The organism is Halomonas profundus (assembly GCF_020865425.1).
In the GTDB taxonomy this organism is placed as follows: Bacteria; Pseudomonadota; Gammaproteobacteria; order Pseudomonadales; family Halomonadaceae; genus Vreelandella; species Vreelandella titanicae.
In genome coordinates, this window is sequence record NZ_CP086344.1 from 3,560,508 (window position 1) to 3,580,238 (window position 19,731).

The 19,731-nt window shown below is 56.7% G+C and carries 15 protein-coding genes; 4 read left to right on the forward strand and 11 right to left on the reverse strand.

What is annotated here, in order from left to right; translation table 11 throughout:
* Positions 1–42: 42 nt before the first annotated feature.
* Positions 43–1,452, forward strand: a complete 1,410-nt coding sequence (locus LMS44_RS16295) for a PhoH family protein (protein ID WP_022522457.1) — start codon at positions 43–45, stop codon at positions 1,450–1,452.
* Between the two features lie 74 nt (positions 1,453–1,526).
* Here the strand turns inward: LMS44_RS16295 and LMS44_RS16300 are convergent, their stop codons facing one another.
* From LMS44_RS16300 to LMS44_RS16350, 11 genes are all read right to left on the reverse strand, one after another.
* Positions 1,527–2,510, reverse strand: a complete 984-nt coding sequence (locus tag LMS44_RS16300) for a YihY/virulence factor BrkB family protein (RefSeq protein ID WP_035538190.1) — start codon at positions 2,508–2,510, stop codon at positions 1,527–1,529.
* 36 nt (positions 2,511–2,546) lie between these two features.
* Positions 2,547–4,319, reverse strand: coding sequence for a complex I subunit 5 family protein (locus LMS44_RS16305; protein ID WP_498945709.1), 1,773 nt, complete (start codon positions 4,317–4,319; stop codon positions 2,547–2,549).
* The gene (locus tag LMS44_RS16310) at positions 4,316–5,821 is read right to left on the reverse strand and encodes a complex I subunit 5 family protein (protein ID WP_159177164.1); all 1,506 of its coding nucleotides are present in this window, start codon (positions 5,819–5,821) and stop codon (positions 4,316–4,318) included. The genes LMS44_RS16305 and LMS44_RS16310 overlap by 4 nt, the downstream gene beginning before the upstream one ends.
* Positions 5,818–7,308: a complex I subunit 5 family protein gene (locus tag LMS44_RS16315; protein ID WP_490203966.1), complete on the reverse strand. Its 1,491-nt coding sequence runs from the start codon at positions 7,306–7,308 to the stop codon at positions 5,818–5,820. Before LMS44_RS16315 ends, LMS44_RS16310 begins: the two co-directional genes overlap by 4 nt.
* Positions 7,305–8,003: a hypothetical protein gene (locus LMS44_RS16320; RefSeq protein ID WP_022522452.1), complete on the reverse strand. Its 699-nt coding sequence runs from the start codon at positions 8,001–8,003 to the stop codon at positions 7,305–7,307. The genes LMS44_RS16315 and LMS44_RS16320 overlap by 4 nt, the downstream gene beginning before the upstream one ends.
* A gap of 40 nt (positions 8,004–8,043) precedes the next feature.
* A complete protein-coding gene (locus LMS44_RS16325) occupies positions 8,044–8,709 on the reverse strand; it encodes an alpha/beta hydrolase (protein WP_159177167.1) in 666 nt (221 codons plus the stop codon).
* Positions 8,710–8,799: 90 nt separating this feature from the next.
* A complete protein-coding gene (locus LMS44_RS16330; RefSeq protein ID WP_498945712.1) occupies positions 8,800–10,569 on the reverse strand; it encodes an SLC13 family permease in 1,770 nt (589 codons plus the stop codon).
* A 235-nt stretch (positions 10,570–10,804) separates the two neighbouring features.
* On the reverse strand, positions 10,805–12,193 hold the full coding sequence (ltrA, locus tag LMS44_RS16335) for a group II intron reverse transcriptase/maturase (RefSeq protein WP_022521957.1): 1,389 nt from the start codon (positions 12,191–12,193) through the stop codon (positions 10,805–10,807).
* 542 nt (positions 12,194–12,735) lie between these two features.
* Positions 12,736–12,942, reverse strand: a complete 207-nt coding sequence (locus LMS44_RS16340) for a cold-shock protein (RefSeq protein ID WP_022522448.1) — start codon at positions 12,940–12,942, stop codon at positions 12,736–12,738.
* 204 nt (positions 12,943–13,146) lie between these two features.
* Positions 13,147–14,832: a GMC family oxidoreductase gene (locus LMS44_RS16345; protein ID WP_052475598.1), complete on the reverse strand. Its 1,686-nt coding sequence runs from the start codon at positions 14,830–14,832 to the stop codon at positions 13,147–13,149.
* A gap of 26 nt (positions 14,833–14,858) precedes the next feature.
* Positions 14,859–16,370: a CoA-acylating methylmalonate-semialdehyde dehydrogenase gene (locus LMS44_RS16350; protein ID WP_022522446.1), complete on the reverse strand. Its 1,512-nt coding sequence runs from the start codon at positions 16,368–16,370 to the stop codon at positions 14,859–14,861.
* A 150-nt stretch (positions 16,371–16,520) separates the two neighbouring features.
* On the opposite strand from LMS44_RS16350, the gene LMS44_RS16355 reads away from it, so the two are divergent.
* From LMS44_RS16355 to LMS44_RS16365, 3 genes are all read left to right on the forward strand, one after another.
* Positions 16,521–17,429 (forward strand): LysR family transcriptional regulator, encoded by a 909-nt coding sequence (locus tag LMS44_RS16355; RefSeq protein WP_498945715.1) that lies wholly within the window; start codon positions 16,521–16,523, stop codon positions 17,427–17,429.
* Positions 17,430–17,524: 95 nt separating this feature from the next.
* Positions 17,525–18,148, forward strand: coding sequence for a peptide-methionine (S)-S-oxide reductase (gene msrA / locus LMS44_RS16360; protein ID WP_498945717.1), 624 nt, complete (start codon positions 17,525–17,527; stop codon positions 18,146–18,148).
* 200 nt (positions 18,149–18,348) lie between these two features.
* Positions 18,349–19,731, forward strand: a complete 1,383-nt coding sequence (locus tag LMS44_RS16365) for an NAD-dependent succinate-semialdehyde dehydrogenase (protein WP_278369886.1) — start codon at positions 18,349–18,351, stop codon at positions 19,729–19,731.

Sequence of the window (19,731 nt, forward strand, 5' to 3'; positions counted from 1 at the left end):
GCCAGTGTCGATGTTGCCGTCAACCAAGGAGTGATTCCAACGATGGTACGACTCGATAAGAAAGCCACTCGGCTGTATGTGTTGGACACCAATGTCCTCATTCATGACCCCACCGCGCTCTACCACTTCGATGAGCACGACGTTGTTATCCCCATGACCGTCCTGGAGGAACTTGATAAGCACAAAAATGGTGTACGTGAAATTGCCCGCACGGCTCGCCAAATCAGCCGTACGCTCTCCGACCTTACCAGCCAAGTCACCTTTGATGAGATCCAACGCGGTATTCCGATTCCCCGTATCAGCGGCGACACAGGACGCCTGCACTTTTTATGCTACAACGATTTAAAGCTCTTTGACGCCCTCGACGATAGCCCCGATAACCGCATACTGGCGGAGACCTGCCGCCTTCGCGAAGAACGCCCCGACGCCTCGGTCATCCTGATTACCAAAGATATCAACCTCCGCGTTAAAGCCGCCGCGCTGAAAGTGCCCGTTGAGGATTACCTCAACGATCGCGCCTTCTCCGACAGCGACGCCATGATTGAGGGCGCCCAGGTCTACGCCTCCGCTGGCCAGCATGGCGCTTCACTGTGGGAAGCGTTGAATGTTGATGTCACAGTGGAACGACTCGATCACCACACTTTCTACCAACTCACCGGCACTATGCCCCGCCACTGGCACGTGGGCATGCTGGTCTCGGATAGCGAAAACGGGGCGGAGTTCGAAGCAATCGTTCGTGAACTGGGGCCCTCTTCGGCGCGCCTGCAATTGCTGACGAACTATCGCCACCACGCGGGCGTTTGGGGCGTTCACGCCCACGACAGTCGGCAAAACTTCACATTAAATCTACTCATGGATCCCGATATTGATCTGGTTACCATTGCGGGTAATGCCGGTACGGGTAAAACTTTTATGACCCTGGCCGCCGCCTTTCAGCAAACCCTGGATGCCAAGCTGTTTGAGCGTATTGTGTTTACCCGCGCGCCGATCCCCATGGGGGAAGACATTGGCTTTCTACCCGGCACCGAGGAGGAGAAGATGTCACCGTGGATGGGTGCCTTCCACGACAATATGGATAACCTGCTGCGCAACGAGGAGGGAGAAACCAGTTGGGATAACGGCGCCACGCGGCAGTTGATTGGTTCACGGGTACAAATCCGCTCGCCGAGCTTTATGCGCGGTCGTACCCTAAACGACACCTTTTTAATCATTGATGAGGCGCAAAACTTCACCCCCAAACAGCTTAAATCGCTAGTAACACGGGCGGGGCGCAATACCAAAATCGTCTGCCTGGGCAATGTCGGGCAGATTGACACCCCCTACCTTACCGCAAACACCTGCGGCATGGCCGCAGTGGTGGAGCGCTTCCGTGATTGGCCCCATGCCGGGCATATTACGCTGAAAAGTGTTGAACGCTCGCGCCTGGCCCTGGCGGCGGAAGAACTGCTTTAAGCTTTCTTCTTTAAACCTGCTTTTTTTAAAACCAACTGCCTCCCACCGCTGGTGGGAGGTGCTTCTCCACACCCTCAGGTATCGTTACTCTCCTCAATGTCCTTCCACGGCCGGGGGGCACCAATGGTATCCGCGGCAAACGCCTCGCGTTCACCTAACGGGCGCGCCTCGCCAATGGTGGTGTCAGTGAAGGTTTGCCGCTCCATCTCACAGTTGACTTCCGCACCAAACAGCACCACAAAGGCAGAGAGCCAAAACCATAGCATTAGCGCCACCACTGCCCCCAGTGAGCCATAAAGCTCGCTAAAGGTAGAGAAATAGCGCACGTAGAGCGAAAGCCCACCGGAACCTAACAGCCACATCCCCGTTGCCAGCAGCGTCCCATAACTTAACCAACTCCACTGGGCCGAGCGCCGATAAGGGGCGTAGCGGTAGAGCAGCGCAATCAGCATGCTCATCACCACTAACAGTGCAGGCCAGCGTAGCCATTGCAGGATTTGATCCAACGGAGGATTAATCGCCAAGGAGTTGACCAGCACCGGTACGATGGCAATAAACGCTAGCGAGATCAGCGTCATAAAAATCAAACCAAAAGTCAGCGCGACCAATACCGTACTACGGTGTAACAGGCTGCGTTTTTCAGTTTCGCCGTACACCACGTTAAGGCCAATAACCAACACCGCCACCCCTTTGGAAGCGATAAACATCGCAATCAGCAGCCCGGCTAATGCGCCCAGAAAATTACCCGATTCCGCACTCTCCACGACCTTTTGAGCCTGCTGATCAATCAGTTTGGCAGCATCCGGCGGCATGAACCGGCTTATTTCATACAACTGCTGACCGGCTTCATAAGGGTCAAACAGTAACCCCCAGAGGGAAATGACCGCGGCGATAGTGGGAAACAGCGCCAGCAAGGCGTAAAAAGCCACACCGGCGGCCAGCATGGTCAGGCGGTTACGACGAGCGGCGCGCACTACCCGCCAAGTAATATCGTGCCAACCCCGCTGGGGAATATCACCGGGTACCTGCGCCCGGCGACCGCGCGGGAGCTTACCCATAGCAGGCTCCTGACAAGTACAGTCCACACAGTCGTCTCATCGCTGACCTTCCCACATCATTAGCGCCGCAAGCAGCACGGCAAGCAACATCATCAGCCCACTGACATGGTGACGCAACCAGGACTCCGTCGACAACAGGCGAGTTAAATGGCCCATTAATATCTCTTCAGTTTTTTGTGCGCTTGCCACACTCGTCGCTTTAAGCTTGGCGCAGTAGTGCCCAAGCCGCCGTATTGGCACCAATGCAGCGCCGACCATCCCCGCATAGAGCCACCATAGATCTCCCGCGGGGAGGGATTTACCCTTAAGCGGGCGTGTTAATAGCCAGCCCACCGCAGCGAAAAGTACCCCCACCGGGAATGGCCACATAATCCCCAACCACTCTTTAAGCGGCGGCATCTCGATACTCCCCGCAGGGAGGGGAAGCCAAAATGGCGTTAACAGCGCTGCCGCTATGGCAACTAACCAGGCACCCCACTGCTCTCGGTTACTGCCTCCTTTATGGTGCTGCTGCCACTGACGCCATAAAGCAACGCTTACCAGAGCCGCCGTGCCAACAGCCGCCCAGCTGAGCAGTTTGATTAACGATTCATGATGCATTTCGTAGAGTGGACTCTTCACCCCCCACTTGCTGATCATGCCCGCCCCAATGGCACCCGCCAGCGAGATACCCGGCAGTGCCAGCAAACCCCAGACCAACGGCAGCGGCCACCGGGGTAGATGCTCACTGATACTGGTGCCCATAAACAGTGAGCCTTTGGCCAGCGCGTGGTGGGCAGCAAACAGCACCAAGCCTGGCCACAGCAACGGCCACACCTCTGGCGCGACTAATCCCATGGCCACCAAAGCAGTCATCATGCCCATCTGGCTGATACTGGAGTAGGCTAAAACAGCTTTAGGATGACGCTGAAAAACGCCATACAGCGCGGCGCCAAACGCTGCCGCCAGCCCTGCCATTAACATGATGTTGCCAAACTGGGCTAAGGAAGCTGAAATCTGCTCATCACCTAACGGCAGCACACTGATCCAGCCCAGCAGCCCTGCTTTAATCATCGCGCCGCTAAGCACCGCGCTGGCAGGGGCCGGTGCCACCGGGTGAGCTAACGGTAGCCATACGTGTAAGCCAATAACCCCTGCTTTCACGCCAAAGCCCAAGCACAACAAGGCGGCCATCCATGCGCCTTGCTCTGCGACTAAAATGCCTTCACGCAGGCCTTGCAACGTTAATGTGTCAGCTTCACCGGCTGCCCATAGAAAGCCGCCTATAATAAGCCCTTCACCCACCACGGCTAACATCAAATAGGCCTTGGCCCCCAGCCGGGCCTCTGCGGTACCGCTATGCACTACCAGTGCGTAGGCGGCGAAGGTCATCAGCGCAAAGCCTAGATAAAAACTGGCGATATCCTGGGCAATAATCAGTAGTACGTTGCCCAGCAGTGTCAGCGGCCAAAGCAGCGCTAAGCGCAACAGGCGTCGCTGAGAATCCTGATCACCCTCCTGGGCCTTCGCCTGTTCCGTCGCAAAATAGCCCCTCGCGTGGATGGCTGCCAACCCCCAGAGCAGCGCGGTAAACGCAAGCCAGGGGCGGCTTAGCGAGTTAAGCGCCCATTCGCCGCCTAGCATCCAGGCATCCATCGTCCACTGCGCTTCACCGCCATAGGCTAGCAGCAGCGCTGGCCAAGCGGCGCTTAGCCATAGTGCTGAAAAATAGCTCTGATAAGCAGCCGGAGCGCGGTAGGCGCTCCATAGCGTCCAGCCGATGACGACCAGCGGCCAAAGTAGCGCCAGGGCAAGCAGCATGGTCATCATGGCAGATACTCCCCGTTGGCTACCCGAGCCGCCCAATCCAAGGGGCTAAAGGGGAGCCCGGCAAACAGCCCGGCCCCCAAACTCACCAAGGCGGTAAACACCATCGGTAACAGCAGCCAACTATGGGTTTCAAAACGGCCTAGACGCTGCTCTTTGGGCCAACTGCCTTTGCCATGGGCAGGCCCTGAACGGAACCATAAGCGGTGCACAATGGGCAAAAAGTACATGGCATTGAGGGTACTGCTCGCCACTAGCACGGCGACGACCCAGTACATCTCGGCCTGAATCGCGCCAACGCCGAGGTACCACTTGGTAATAAACCCCGCAACGGGCGGAAGGCCAATCATGCCAAACGCGCCGATAGTAAACGCGATGCTGGTCAACGGCATACGTTTACCGGCGCCATCCATTTCATCAATACGATGGATCCCCAGCTCTTCGGCATAGTTGCCCGCACAGAAGAATAGCGTGACCTTCATTAAGCCCTGATGCAGCAAGTGCGCTAAAGCACCGACGGTGCCGAAAGGGCCAAACAGGCCTATACCGAGAATGACATAGGAGACCTGACTGACGGTGGAGAACGCTAGGCGGGGCTTGAGCTCCTCTTGGGCAATAGCCCTTAATGAACCATAAATAATCGTAAATGAGGCAGCTACCGCCAGCGTGGTAATAACACCAAGCTCCACGCTCAGCTCAATGCCAAACAGGTCGTAAACTACCCGCAGAATCCCGAAAGCCCCCGCCTTCACCACCGCTACCGCGTGTAGCAGCGCACTCACCGGCGCGGGGGCGACCATCGCCCTGGGTAGCCACCCATGCAGAGGTACCATGGCCGTTTTTACCGCCAACCCACCCACTAGCAGGGCAAATATTAGCGTTAGCAGACCGCGATGATCGTTTAAATAGTCGCCCAACCCCTCTTCTGAGGAGAATGACTGATCCCCGGTCAGGCTATATAGCAACACGGTGCCAAGCAGCAGTACCACTCCAGCGCTTAAGGTGTAGCGCAAATAGACACGCCCTGCATCGAGTGCTTGCTGGGTACCGTTGTGAACCACCAAGGGGTAGGTGGAGAGCGTCAACATTTCGTAGAAAATCAGGAAGGTAAACAGGTTATCAGCCAGCGCAATGCCGATCGTGCTCGCAACGCAGAGGCTAAAAAAGCCAAAAAAGCGCTTCCGGTTAGCTGAACCTTCCAAGTAGCCAATGGCGTAGATGGTGGTGCATAGCCACAACAGTGACGATAGTCCAGCAAACATCACCCCCAGTGCATCGCTGCGCAGTACAAAATCAACGCCACCGATCACTTGAAAGCTAAAAATATCCTCATGCCCCGCGGCGACCCGCCTGACCATAAGAGTAACCAGAATAATCTTAACCACTGCCGCCGCTAGGTTAATCGTCGTGCGCAGCCGCCGGGCGTCTTCCGGCAGCGCAAAGATAATCACCACCACCAATAGCGAAGTGGCCAGAGCCGTTAGCGGTAACCAGGCGGCGTTCATGGGCTACCTCCATGCATCAATTCCAGCGGAAAATGCGCCAATAACCCTAGAGCGAACGCAATCAGAGCAAGCGTTAGTGCGATCAGATCCATGCCCGGCGCCAAGGGTTGATAACGATGCCGTGGGGCCGTCTCATCAAAGCAGTAGCGAAACATGCGAAATATATAGGCAGCAGTGAGTAGCGTACCGGTTAAAAGCGCGGCCACCGCCCACCACTGCTGGGATATCACCATCGCCTGTAGCAGCATCCACTTGGCGGTAAACCCCGAGCTGGGCGGCAGCCCCATCAAAGTAATGGAGGCAATACCAAACACTAATAGCGAAAGCGGCAAGCGGCGGCTGGTACCGGCCAGGCCTTTGAGCGTGCTCTCCCCGGTGGCCAATATCAGGTTACCTGCAGCCATGAACATGGCGGCTTTAGCAAAGGCATGGCCCATTAGCTGCAGCCAGAACCCTTCCCAAGCCAAAGCGCGGGTTAGCGGGGCAATATCCGGCCCCAGTAGTAGCGGAAAAGCCACCATCAGGTAACCCAGCTGACCTACGGTAGAAGAAGCGACCAGGGTTTTAAGTGAATCGGTACGCCACGCCAGTAACCCGCCCCATACAATCGCCAGCAGGCCTAACCAAGCGATAACACGCGGGGCGTAGAAAGTATCGGGGAGCAGAATGCTCCACAGCTGCAGCAATATAAACAGCGACGCCTTGATCACCAGCGCCGCATGCAGCGCGCTCACCGGTGTCCAGGCATTCTCGTGGACAGGAGTCAGCCAGGCATGCAGTGGAAACAGCGCGGCTTTCAAGGCCAGCCCGGCGCCTATCAATGCGGCGGCAAACCACGCCACCGGCCCAGGCTCGACGACCTCAGCCAAGCCCTGCAAATCCAACCGCCCCCAGTGGCCCAAAATCAGCGCGACCCCGAGTAAATAGGTTAACGAGCCCATCAGGGCCAAGAGCAAATAGCGCATTCCCGCCACCAACGCGGCTACCTTGCCCGATAGCATCAGCATGCCGACCGCCGCAAGGCCCAACAGCTCCAGCCCGGCATAGAGGGTCAACAGGTCAGTGGCCAACCAAATTAACGAAAGCGCACTCAGCACTACGCCCATCAGCGGCCACAGCCAGCGTGCCAACGGCCCGGTTTCGCTTAAGCGCAGATACCCTGGCGTATAGATCGCTGCCGCAACGCCAATCATCTGAGTCATTAATAGCAACAGCGCGCTCAGCCCGTTTAAGCGCAGCGACAGCTGAACGCCTGCTATGTCCCAATGCCAGCGCAGTAGTCCCGCTTGATCGTAAGCAGATAGCAGCATTAGCCCAGAAGCCAACACCGGAACACTCGCCAGCACCACGGGCCATGCCCGCTTAGGGGGGAATAGTGCCGCCAGCATGCCCAGCAGCAGGGGTAAGCCAAGCGCAACTAACAGCGCCCAGTGGGTAGGGAGAAGGGGTTCAAAGGTGCTATCGAAAAGGCCAAAGCGCCAAATCATGTGGCGCCCTCTTCAGTTCGACCGTCACGCCCCAAAGCCTCGACCCCTTCGATATGCAAAAGCTGCCGAATCAACAGCGCACCCAGCATTGACCCCAGCCAGGCGACTAGCAGCCCTACACTAATTAACGCCTGAGCAGTCGCCGAGGTGCCTGCCACGCCAGCCAGTAGTATAAATACCGCCGAGCCGAGCAGATTAAACGCCAGCAGCCGACGCAGCAGATGACGGTGTAGCGCAAACGCCCCTAAGGCGGTAGCGGCAATCACTACTCCAGCAACAAGCAGCGGATGCTCTGACGGTGCATACGCCATATCGGCGACGACATAGCGAATCGCGGCGCCGACCATGACAAACCAAGCCAGTGCCAACAACACCCGCATCGCCACCCGCGACCAAGGCTCGCTGAATTTATCGCGCTCTAAAGGTGAGGAAGCGCCGGGTAAGACATGGCCCAGGGCATAAAAAAAGCAGGGCCCGGTTAACCCTACCCCTAGCACCAGCTCGACAGCCGCCAGCCAGGGGGCACCGAGCTGCCACCAGGCCGCAGTCATTGCGGCCGTAAAAGCCACAAAAAAGTAGCAGGCGCGCACCAGGTGGCGGTCAAACAGGCATACTAGCGCTGATGCCGTGAGGAACAGCGCCAGCAGCACTTCTATTGCGTCAAAAGATTCTATTGCATCTAAGGAGGCTGTCATTCGTTTTCGCTACATCCTTGCATCGGTCACGAATAGGCGCTTAGTGTAGGCGAGAACTCAGCCACTTGCCGATATCATTCACCTGCTGGGGGCAGAGCGCATGGGCCATGGGGTATTGACGGTAGTTGACCGCGTAACCCATCTCTTTCAAGCGGTCGGCTCCGCTACGACCCAGGCTTTCAGGCACAATGGGGTCAAAGTTACCGTGCTGCACTTCTATAGGGATTTGACGATTGGCTTCCGCCAGGTCGATATTGTCCGCGGTCGCGAAGTAGGTCGACATGGCCAATAAGCCCCCTAGCGGCGCTGGGAAAGTCAGCGCGGCGTGGTAGGCAACAGCACCACCCTGCGAAAAGCCCGCCACAATAATACGTTGGCTATCGATGCCCTGGTCGATCTGCTCTTGAATCAGCACTTGGATTCGCTCAGCAGATTTCTTGAGCTGGATCTCATCGACCCGACGCCCCAAATCCATGGCCAAAATATCGTACCAAGCGGGCATCACCATACCGCCATTAATCGTCACCGGCAGCCGTGGCGCATGGGGCATGATAAAGCGTACGTGGGAATCTTTAGGCAGCGCTAACGCGGGCACCAAGGGTTCAAAATCGTGCCCATCCGCGCCTAAGCCGTGAATAATAAACACACAGGCATCGGCGGGTTGACCATCTTTCGGCTCAATAATCAGTTCGCCAGGAGCAGTCATGACATCGTATTCCTTATTCAAAAAGGGCCACCCTAGCGCAAACCCGCGTTAACAGCGAGCCATGGCATGCTTAAAAAGGCCACGCCACGTTTAAAAGGGCCACACGAAGGGAATCAAAACGAGCGCTATGGCACCCGTCAGTATATTTAATCCACCGCCCAAACGTAGAAAATCGCTCACCCGGTAACCACCTGGGCCATACACCATCAGGTTGGTTTGATAGCCGATGGGGGTTAAAAAGCTCGCTGAGGCGGCAAACATTACCGCCACCACATAGGGCATCGGGTTCACGCCCAAGCTTTCGGCCGCGCTCATCACCACCGGAAAAATAATCACTGCCGCTGCATTGTTGGTCACCAGCTCGGTGAGCAGCGCCACCACACAGTAAGTGCCCACTAACAGTAGCAAAGGGTTCCCGGCCACTAAGGTGAGCACCCCGCCGGCCATTACCTCGGCAGCACCAGAGCTTTGCAGCGCGGCCCCCACCCCAAACGACGCGGCAATGGTAAGCAACACCTGGGTATCCAAGCCACGCTTAGCGGCGCCCACCGAACAGCAGCCCGAGAGTAGCGCCAATGCCGCCCCCAACATGGCAGCGTTGAGCATGCTCAGCACACCGAAGGCGGCGAGCAGCACGGCGCCTAACAGCACTCCCCACGCTAGCGGCGCCTTCTCATGGATCGGCCGCGCCGCGCCATTCAACTCACTAATCAGCAGGAAATCCCGCGACTGACGGTGCCGCTCAATAAAAGGAGGACGCGCCTCCAGCAACAGCACATCGGCAGGCTGCAGCCGCACTTGGCCAAGATTACCCTTAACCCGTTCACCGCCACGGCAGATCGCCAGCACTGCTGCCCCATAAAGGGTTCTAAAGTGACCATCGCGAATACGCTGGCCAATAAACTGGCACTGATTTGAGACCACCGCCTCGACCAAGCGACGCTCTTTAAACTCTTTCTCCAAACTGGAAGTACCATCCCGGGAAGGGATTAAGCCACGAATTTGCTGCAACTCCACCGCCGCATCAGAGGTACCTGCAAACACCAGCCGATCGCCACCTTTTAGCTGCTCGCCAGGACCAACAACGCTAACCACGTTGCCTGCGCGCTCAATCTCAACCAGAAACAACTCCTGCAGGTGGCGTAGTCCCGCCTCTTCGACAGTGCGATCCACCAACACGCCTGACGGGTCGACTTCCATTTCGATAGTGAATTCGCGTGGGTTGGCAAACGCATTGGCCAGCCCTTCCCTGGCAGGCAACAACCGCGGCCCGAGCAAAATAAGATAGCCAAGCCCTACGACGGCGACGGGAACACCGACCCAGGCCAAATCCAACAGGCCCATACCGAGTTCTGGGTAACGCTCCAGCAATAGCCCGTGCACCACCAAGTTCGTGCTGGTACCAAAGAGCGTGATGGTGCCGCCGAGGATAGAGGCGAAACTGAGCGGCATCAGCAGCCGCTGGGGAGACAAGCGCAGCCGACGGCTCCAGCTCATGACCGCGGGAATATAGGTAGCAACGACGGGGGTATTATTGACAAAACCGCTAAGCGTGGCCACGGGGAGCAGCAGGCGAACCAACGCGCCTCGCTCGCTTTTTGGCCGTTTGAGCACATAGCGAATGATCAGGTCGATGCCGCCGGTTTCGCGAATGCTGGCCACCAGCACATACATAAACGCCACGGTAAACAGGCCGCTATTGGAGAAGCCCCCCAGCGCCTGCTGTGGGTCAATCACCCCCAGCGTCATTAGCAAAATCACCGCGCCCAGCAAAATAATATCCGGCCCCAGGCGTGAAAAGGCCATCAACGGGAAGATGGTGAGCACCACCCCGACCGCTATCCAAGCATCCAGCGACATAACCACGACATCCTTAACAAATAAGCATGGCGGTATTGTGAAGCCAATCGCATATTCTAAAAAGTTATTTTTAGAAACATTTAAAGATCAAAATGGAATATTAGGTGTGAGGTGTGAGGTGTGAGGTGTGAGGAAAGCATAAGGATTGCCTTAATTATACAGAATCGAGTAGGAAGGGGAGTCGCCTCCCCTGTCCTCTCACACCACCGGGCATACGGTTCCGTACCACGGCGGTTCATGCAGAACGTTTAAGCCATCTTACCGTATCCAGTACCGAGATCAGTCCCTGGTCATAAAACCATTTCCTCGGCAGGGCCTGATTCATGTGCGAAGCCCCGGCATTCCACCAGGGGCCTCGACCGTTCCCCGCCGATTTCCAGGCGCGGTGCCCGTCTAGGCCTAGCCCTCGCAGCTTCCGACGCCGAGTCGATGGGCGTTTCCATTGTCGCCAGATCAGGCCGCGTAAGCGCCGCCGTATCCATTGATCCAGTGCTTCCAAGGGGCGTTTCACATCAACAAGATTGAAGTAGTTAGCCCATCCTCGTAGGACTGGCCTCAACCCTTCGATTACCCGTTGGATGTTACGCCCCCTGCCACGTTTCAGGATCTCACGGACACGCTGCATCATGCGTGTCAGGCTTGTCTTGGCGAGCGTCAGTTTCGACTGCTTGTGCCGAGTGAGGCTGTAGCCCAGATATCCGCGTAGCCATGGCCGATCCACCGCACTTTTACGGCGATTGACCGTCAGCCGAAGTGAGCTCTCGAGATACTCACTCAAGCTGCCCATGACCCGCTCGCCTGCTCGTCGGCTCCGTACATAGATTTGTACATCGTCGGCGTAGCGGCAGAAGCGGTGGCCTCGGCGTTCCAACGCCTTGTCCATGTCGTCCAGCAGGATGTTCGCCAGTAGCGGGCTGAGGGGCCCGCCTTGGGGTGTCCCCCGCCGCCTCGGCGTGGGCAAGCCATGCTGGAACATACCCGCCTCCAGATAGCGACGGATCAGACGCAGTACACGCTTGTCGTCAACGCGCCGCGCGACCCGTGCCATCAGCAGGTCGTGATTCACTCGGTCGAAGAAGGCTTCCAGGTCAAGATCGACCACCCAGCGGTGACCGGCGGTGACGTGGGCCTTCATGGCCGAGACGGCCTGCTTGGCGCTCCGCTTGGGGCGGTAGCCGTAACTCGACTCGGAGAAGCCCGGGTCGAAGATCGGCATCAGTACCTGGGACAGCGCTTGCTGGATTAGGCGGTCGGTAACCGTGGGAATACCGAGCTGCCGCGTCCCACCCTTGGGCTTAGGGATCGTGGTTGCTCGGATCGGGCTGGGGTGGTACTGATCGGCCAACAGCCGCTCGCGCAGCGTTGGCCAGTACTGCTTCAGGTGGTCAGCCAGTTGATGCACCGTCATGCCATCGACACCCGGTGCGCCTTTGTTGGCCACCACCCGACGGTAAGCTCGCTCCATGTTTTCCGGGTCAACGACCCGTTCCATGAGCGAGGTTGGCTCCGCTTTCGTCCACGATAACGACGCCGGGCTGGTCTCGACGCTCACCGGCTGGGACTCGGGGTACTGCCCCTGCCCCTCTGGGTGAGTGACGGTATTAGCGTCATGGTCTGTCTTCATGATCGATCCTCGAGACGTTATCGCCTACTCGCGGTTCTTCATGTTCGGCCCTTGGTGCCGTGGTGAACCGGCACTTACTATGGCCTCGGCTGACGTCTGGTGATCCCTCCCGTCGCCTCTCGACGACGGTAGCACCGTGGCAGACCACCAGACCTCCCAGGGTAAGACGCGCGACCTTCCCGCTTATGCCTGTCGGATTTACATCATGGCGTTCCGTGCAAGTATCGGGCTTTGGTGAGTGTAGCCACCTTACCCCGCCATGACGCCTCGTATCCGCTTCCTGTTCGTCAGGCCAGCGTTTTGCCTCGGGCTGCCTTCAGATTCCCCCTCGCGAGGGACACCCTTGCCGTCGGCTAGCACTTCCCCTTGCCGGGCGTGCAGGGGACTTTCACCCCCAAGTCATCCTGAAGCACCACCCCCAGGAACAGCGCCGGTCAAGGCGCTGCGCGCCATGCCTGGCGCACTACAAAAAACCCCGCGCTCGGCGGGGTTTTCTGGTCAATCAACGCTAGGCGGTGATTGTTAACACCTTAGTAAAGGAATTAACCTTCTACTTTGATGTTAGAAGCCTGAAGGCCTTTTTTACCCTGGGTGACGTCGAAGGAAACCTTCTGGCCGTCTTGCAGGGATTTGAAGCCTTCTGCCTGAATTTCTGAGAAATGCGCGAACAGATCGTCGCCATTGTCGTCAGGAGAAATGAAGCCGAAACCTTTAGTGTCGTTGAACCACTTAACGGTACCAGTTGCCATGATCGAAATCCTCAATGTTGCTAATTAAACCGGGAAATACCCGAATTGCAGTGGGTATAACAAGAGACTTTCACCAGATTTAACGCTAGAGGCGCTTCTATACTGCTGACAACGTTCGACTTGCTAACCAACTGTAACTATTCTGCGCTCAACCACCCTCCTGCGTCAACACCCCCATAAAACGCTGCTTAGTAGATTTTGTCGCTAGTAAACCTCACGCCTCTCAGCCAGTATCCAACCGGCGGCCTTCTCGGCAATCATCAGCGTCGGAGAATTGGTGTTGCCACTGGTGATGGTCGGCATAACGCTGGCGTCAGCCACTCTTAGCCCGCTAATACCGCGCACTCTCAGCCGTGCATCGACCACTGCCATCGCATCATCTTCCTGGCCCATACGTGCGGTGCCCACCGGGTGGAAAATAGTCGTGCCGATATCACCAGCCAGCCGGGCTAGTTCATCGTCGCTTTGGTACTCAAGGCCGGGCTTCACCTCTTCCGGCGCGTATTTGGCAAACGCAGGCTGCTCGGCGATACGCCTCGTCACCCGCAGAGAATCCGCCGCCACTTTGCGATCTTCAGGGGTGCTCAAGTAATTGGGAGAAATCGCCGGTGCCTGGCGCGGGTCGCTGCTTTTAAGTCGCACGGTGCCCCGGCTGGTAGGGTTCAAATTGCATACGCTGGCGGTAATCGCTGGGTAGGGATGCAGCGGCTGACCAAAGGCTTCCAGGCTTAGCGGCTGCACGTGGTACTCAATATTGGGGTGCGGCTGATCCTTCGTGCTGCGGGTAAAAGCCCCCAGCTGCGAAGGTGCCATGCTCATCGGCCCAGAGCGCTTAAACAGGTACTCAAGGCCAATTCCCGCTTTACCCCACAGCGTGCTGGCTATGGCATTGAGGGTTTTGCCATTAGTAATTCGATATATCGAACGAATCTGCAGGTGATCCTGCAAGTTCTCGCCGACGCCCGGCAGCTCATGCACTACCTCAACGCCATGCTTACGCAACGACTCTGCGGGCCCCACACCGGAAAGCTGCAGCAGATGCGGCGTACCAATCGCGCCTGCGCAGAGCACTACTTCCCTGTTCGCCATGACGCGAAGCGGGCTGCCCTCACGCTCCACCTCCACCCCTGTGCATCGCAGCATGTTGGCACTTTTTTCGAACAGCAGCCGATTGACTTGAGTGGAGTGCCATAGTGTGAGGTTTTTGCGCTTAAGCGCGGGGCGCAAAAACGCTTTGGCGGTATTCCAGCGCCAGCCCGAGCGCTGATTGACCTCAAAGTAGGCCACGCCTTCGTTAGAGCCACGGTTAAAATCGTCGGTACGCGGGATGCCCGCCTGCACGGCAGCTTCGGCGAAATCATCCAGCACCTGCCACTTGAGGCGCTGCTTTTCGATCCTCCACTCCCCACCGTGGCCGTGAAAATCCCGGTGCTGGGCGTCTGCATCTCCGCCCTCGTCCAGACGGTAGTGGTCTTCATGTTTGATAAAGTCGGGTAGGCAGTTCTCCCAGCGCCAGGCATCGTCGCCGGTGACTTCCGCCCAGTGGTCGTAGTCACGCGCTTGGCCGCGCATATAGATCATGCCGTTGATGCTAGAGCAGCCGCCCAGGGTTTTCCCCCGTGGGTAGATCAGCGAACGGCCATTGAGGCCTTTATCGGGCTCGGTGCGAAACAGCCAGTCGGTACGTGGATTATTAATGCAGTAGAGGTAGCCCACCGGAATATGAATCCAGTGGTAGTTATCGCGACCGCCCGCCTCTATCAGCAGTACCTTATTATTGGGATTGGCACTCAAACGATTAGCCATCAGGCACCCCGCGGTGCCTGCGCCGATCACGATATAGTCGAAGTAACTGATATGGTCGATATTGTTATGGGTAGATTCTGACATTGGTTGGCTCCGGTAACGTTTAGTCGCTACTTCGCCGTGGGCATTACAAATTCAGCCCCGGCATCAATCGAATCCGACCAACGCTGCATAATCGATTTCTGCTTGGTGTAGAAACGCACGCCTTCTTCCCCATAGGCGTGGGTGTCACCAAACAGCGAGCGCTTCCAGCCACCAAAGCCGTGCCATGCCATAGGTACCGGAATGGGCACATTGATACCCACCATGCCGACCTGAATACGGCGGCCAAACTCCCGCGCCACCGTACCGCTTTCGGTAAAGCAGCTAACGCCGTTGCCAAACTCATGGTCGTTAATCAACTGGATTGCAGTGGCGATATCCGGCACCCGCACGCAAACCAGCACCGGGCCAAAAATTTCTTCTTTATAGATCGTCATCTCGGGAGTGACATTGTCAAAAAGCGTGCCGCCCATCCAGAACCCGTCGGCGCAGTCCTCGCCTGCCGATGAAGCATTAAAGTTGCGTCCATCAACCACCAGTTCAGCACCTTCAGCCACGCCTTTTTCGATATACCCAGTAATCCGCTGGTGGGCTTGACGAGTCACAATGGGGCCCATTTCCGCATCCAGCTGCATACCATCTTTTACTTTCAGCGCTTTAGCCTGCTCAGCCAATGCTGGCACGATTTTATCCGCCACATCACCTACCAACACCGCCACGCTAATCGCCATGCAGCGCTCGCCGGCGGAGCCATAGGCGGCGCCAATCAGTGCGTCGACGGCTTTATCCAAATGTGCATCCGGCATCACTACCATATGGTTTTTGGCCCCGCCCAAGGCTTGAATGCGCTTGCCGTTGCGCGCGCCGCGCTCGTAGATCAGGTTGGCAATTGGCGTTGAGCCTACAAACGACAGCGCCTTAACATGCGGATGGTCGATCAGCGCTTCCACAGAGTCTTTATCACCCTGCACAACGTTAAACACGCCGTCGGGCAGGCCAGCTTGCTTAAGCAAGTCAGCCATCAGCAGCGAAGCACTGGGATCGAGCGGGCTTGGTTTCAAAATAAATGTATTACCCGCCGCAATTGCCAGCGGGAACATCCACATCGGCACCATGGCAGGGAAATTAAATGGCGTTATACCTGCAACGACGCCCAGCGGCTGGCGCATCGTCCAGTTATCGATCCCGGTACTCACCTGCTCGGTGTAGTCACCCTTTAACAACTGCGGGATACCACAGGCAAATTCAACAATATCGATACCACGGGCCACTTCACCCTGGGCGTCGGTGAACACCTTGCCGTGCTCTTTGGTAATTGCTTCGGCTAGCTCATCTTTATGAGCGTTTAACAGCTCTAAAAACTTGAACATCACCCGGGCGCGGCGGATCGGAGGGGTATCGGCCCAGGCAGGAAAAGCGGCTTGTGCGGCCTCTACCGCCGTATTGACGTCCGCCGGGGAAGCGAGCGACACACGACCGGTAACTCGGCCAGTGGCAGGGTTAAAGACGTCCTGGGATTGAGCAGACTCACCCGCGGTGACCTGACCATTAATAAAGTGCTGAATCGCTGTTGTTGTCATGGGAGTACCTAGTTAAGAACGCATGTTTAAAGCGTGTGCAAAAAGCTTACTTTCAGCCTAGCCTACTGGGCCTAGTGAACGGATCAATTGAGTTATTTAAAAGCCAGTTATAAGCTTTACTAATATCACGACGAGTATTTGAGGCTAATCATGCAAGAGTACGCCACCCTGCGCGCCTTCGTGGCCGTTGCACGAACAGGCAGCGTGTCACGCGCCGCAGAACAGCTGCACCTGACTCAGCCGGCCATTAGCCTAAAGTTGAAGCAACTGCAGTCGAATTTAGGCCTCACGCTGTTTAGCCGCCGTCCTCAAGGCCTTGCTCTGACGCCCGACGGCCATGCACTGCTGCCTGCCGCTGAAAAGGCGCTGGCCAGCGCCCTGTCGTTTGAGCAAACCGCCGGGACATTACACAGCACGCTGCGCGGCAAGCTCTCAATTGGCACCATTGTCGACCCCGAATTTCTCCGTCTAGGCGCCTTTTTGAGCCGCTTGATGGCCCGTGCACCGCAGTTAGAAACCGAACTTCACCATGGGATGAGCGGTAGCGTGCTTAATCGCATTGAACAAGGCGACTTAGACGTTGGTTTTTACCTGGCGCCACCCGCTCAAGGCCCTGGAAAAGGCCATGAGACGCTTGCTTGGCGTGAGCTAACCCATTTTGATTATCACGTAATTGCCCCAGCAGGCTGGGAAAATCGACTCATTGATACTCGTTGGGAGCACTTAGCCACGCTGCCCTGGATTGTTACGCCACAGGATTCCGCCCACCACCGGCTGTTAAAACAGGCGTTGGCACCGAGCGGCGCAGTTCCCAATCGGGTGGCCCAGGTGGATCAGGAGGCCTGCATGCTTGACCTGGTGCGCGCAGGCGTTGGCTTAAGCCTGGCCCGGGACGCCCTGGCGATGACCGAACGCCAGGAGAGCGGCCTGGCAGTGGCGGAGAATATTCGCCTGCCCTGCGCGTTAAGCTTTATCTGGCGTCATGAAAGCACCAACGAATCGACTGTCAACGCTGCGCTCAGTACGCTGGATGAGGTATGGTCCCATCGTCTAGGCTAGGTAGTGATAAAGGGACTGTAAGGAAAAGGAACACCAAGCGACTAATCAGCTCACTAATTAAGCAGTAACTCGCCCCCACCACCGGAGTGCTTGCAATGATCCGTCTGTCCCCTCTTCGTCCATTTACGCTTGGCGTATTGGCGACCGCTGGCCTAGCCAGCCCTTCGCTTCAAGCTCAGAGCAGTGCAGAAGCGACTTTTGCCGGTGGCTGCTTCTGGTGTATGGAACCGCCGTACGATAACCAACCCGGCGTCACTTCCACCATTTCCGGCTATATCGGCGGCGAGCTAGAGAACCCCACCTACGAAGAAATCTCCCAGGGCGGTACTGGCCATGCTGAAGTCGTGCAAATCGAATACGACTCCGAACAGATCAGTTACGAGCAGCTATTAGAAATCTTCTGGCGCAACGTCGACCCCTTTGCGGTCGACCGTCAGTTCTGTGATGTAGGCGATCAATACCGCTCGGCGATCTTCTATCATGACGAAGCCCAGCGTGAACTGGCCGAAGCGTCCAAAGCCGAAATGGAAGCACGCTTCGACCGGGAGATCGCCACCCAGATAGTACCAGCCACCAAGTTCTGGCCTGCTGAGGAGTACCACCAGGACTATTATCAAAAGAACCCCGTGCGCTATAAGTTCTACCGCTACAGCTGTGGTCGCGACGGGCGCCTGGAAGAAGTGTGGGGCGAAGAAGCCGGAGGGCCTTCGTTTGAGTAACAAGCGGTACACCATGAACACATTGATTGAAGTAATGGGTTGAACTGTTTGCTTTAACCACTGCCGGAAAGGTAACGCCAATGTTATGCATGGTCGTTCTTTTTGTACTACAGTGACCGTGCACCAGTAATAGACTGGTCGATTAGGCGCCCTGGAGCTAGGCGCTTTGACCCCACGTTGATCTATAGATAGGAGATCTTATGAGCAACAGTATCAAGACGATCAATCCCACCAATGGTGAAACCCTCGAATCCTATACGCTAATGAGCAGCGCGGAAGCCAAGCAGATAGTGGACGCCTGCTACGAGGCGTTTCTCGATTGGCGCCTAGAATCGCTGGAAAGCCGCGCTAAAACGGTCAAAGCCATTGGCCAAGCGCTGCAAAAGCATAAAGAAGAGCTTGCCGACCTGATGGTCAATGAGATGGGTAAACTGCCTTCTCAGGCCCGCCAGGAAGTCGATCTTTGCACCGGCATCTGTGATTACACCGCTGAACATGGCCCCAAAAAGCTAGCCGACGAAGAGCGTCAGCCTGGCAATGGTAAACGCGGTTTCGTGACCTACTCACCGATGGGTGTGATCTACGGCATTCAGCCCTGGAACTTCCCCGCGTATCAGGTTGTACGTTACTCCATCGCCAATATCATGGCGGGTAACGGCGTGCTACTAAAACACGCTGAAAACGTGACCGGTAGCGGCTTGCTGTTGGAAAAAATCTACCGCGAAGCGGGTCTTCCGGAAAACGTCTTCCGTACGCTGGTGATCTCTCACGATGTTTCTGATGAGGTGATTGCTCATTCTGCGGTACGTGGCGTAACGCTAACGGGTAGCGATGGCGCAGGCCGCAAAGTCGCCGGTAAAGCGGCTGAGCATCTTAAAAAGACCGTGCTTGAGCTGGGCTCTAACGACGCCTACCTGGTGCTCGATGACGCCGATATGGATGTCGCCATCAATACCTGCGTCCAGGGGCGTGTCTACAATGGCGGTCAAACCTGCGTTGCAGCCAAGCGTTTTGTGGTCACTGAAAAGAACTACGAGACGTTTAAAAAGCGCTATGTAGAACGTATGCAGTCGCTTAAAGCGGGTGACCCGACCCAAGAAGACAGCGATCTGGGCCCCATGGCTCGCGTGGATCTCCGCGATGGTCTCCACGACCAAGTGGAAGAGAGCGTGCGCAAAGGCGCGAAAATTCTCTGCGGTGGCGAAAAGCCATCCGGTAAGGGCGCGTTTTACCCAGTCACCGTGCTGGACAACGTCACCCCCGGCCAGCCCGCTTACGACGATGAGCTATTTGGCCCTGTCGCTGCGCTGATTCGTGCCAAAGACGACGAAGATGCCATGCGCATTGCCAACGATAGCCGTTACGGCCTGGGCGGCGGAATCATCTCTAAAGATGTGAAACGCGCTACCGAGCTTGCCAGCAAGTACTTTGATACCGGCATGGTGTTTATCAATGGCTTTGGTGTTGCGACACCGGAAATGCCTTTCGGTGGCGTTAAAAACTCCGGTTACGGTCGCGAACACGGCGGTTTCGGCATGCACGAGTTCGTCAATGCCAAGTCGGTGATTGTCGTTCAAGAGTAA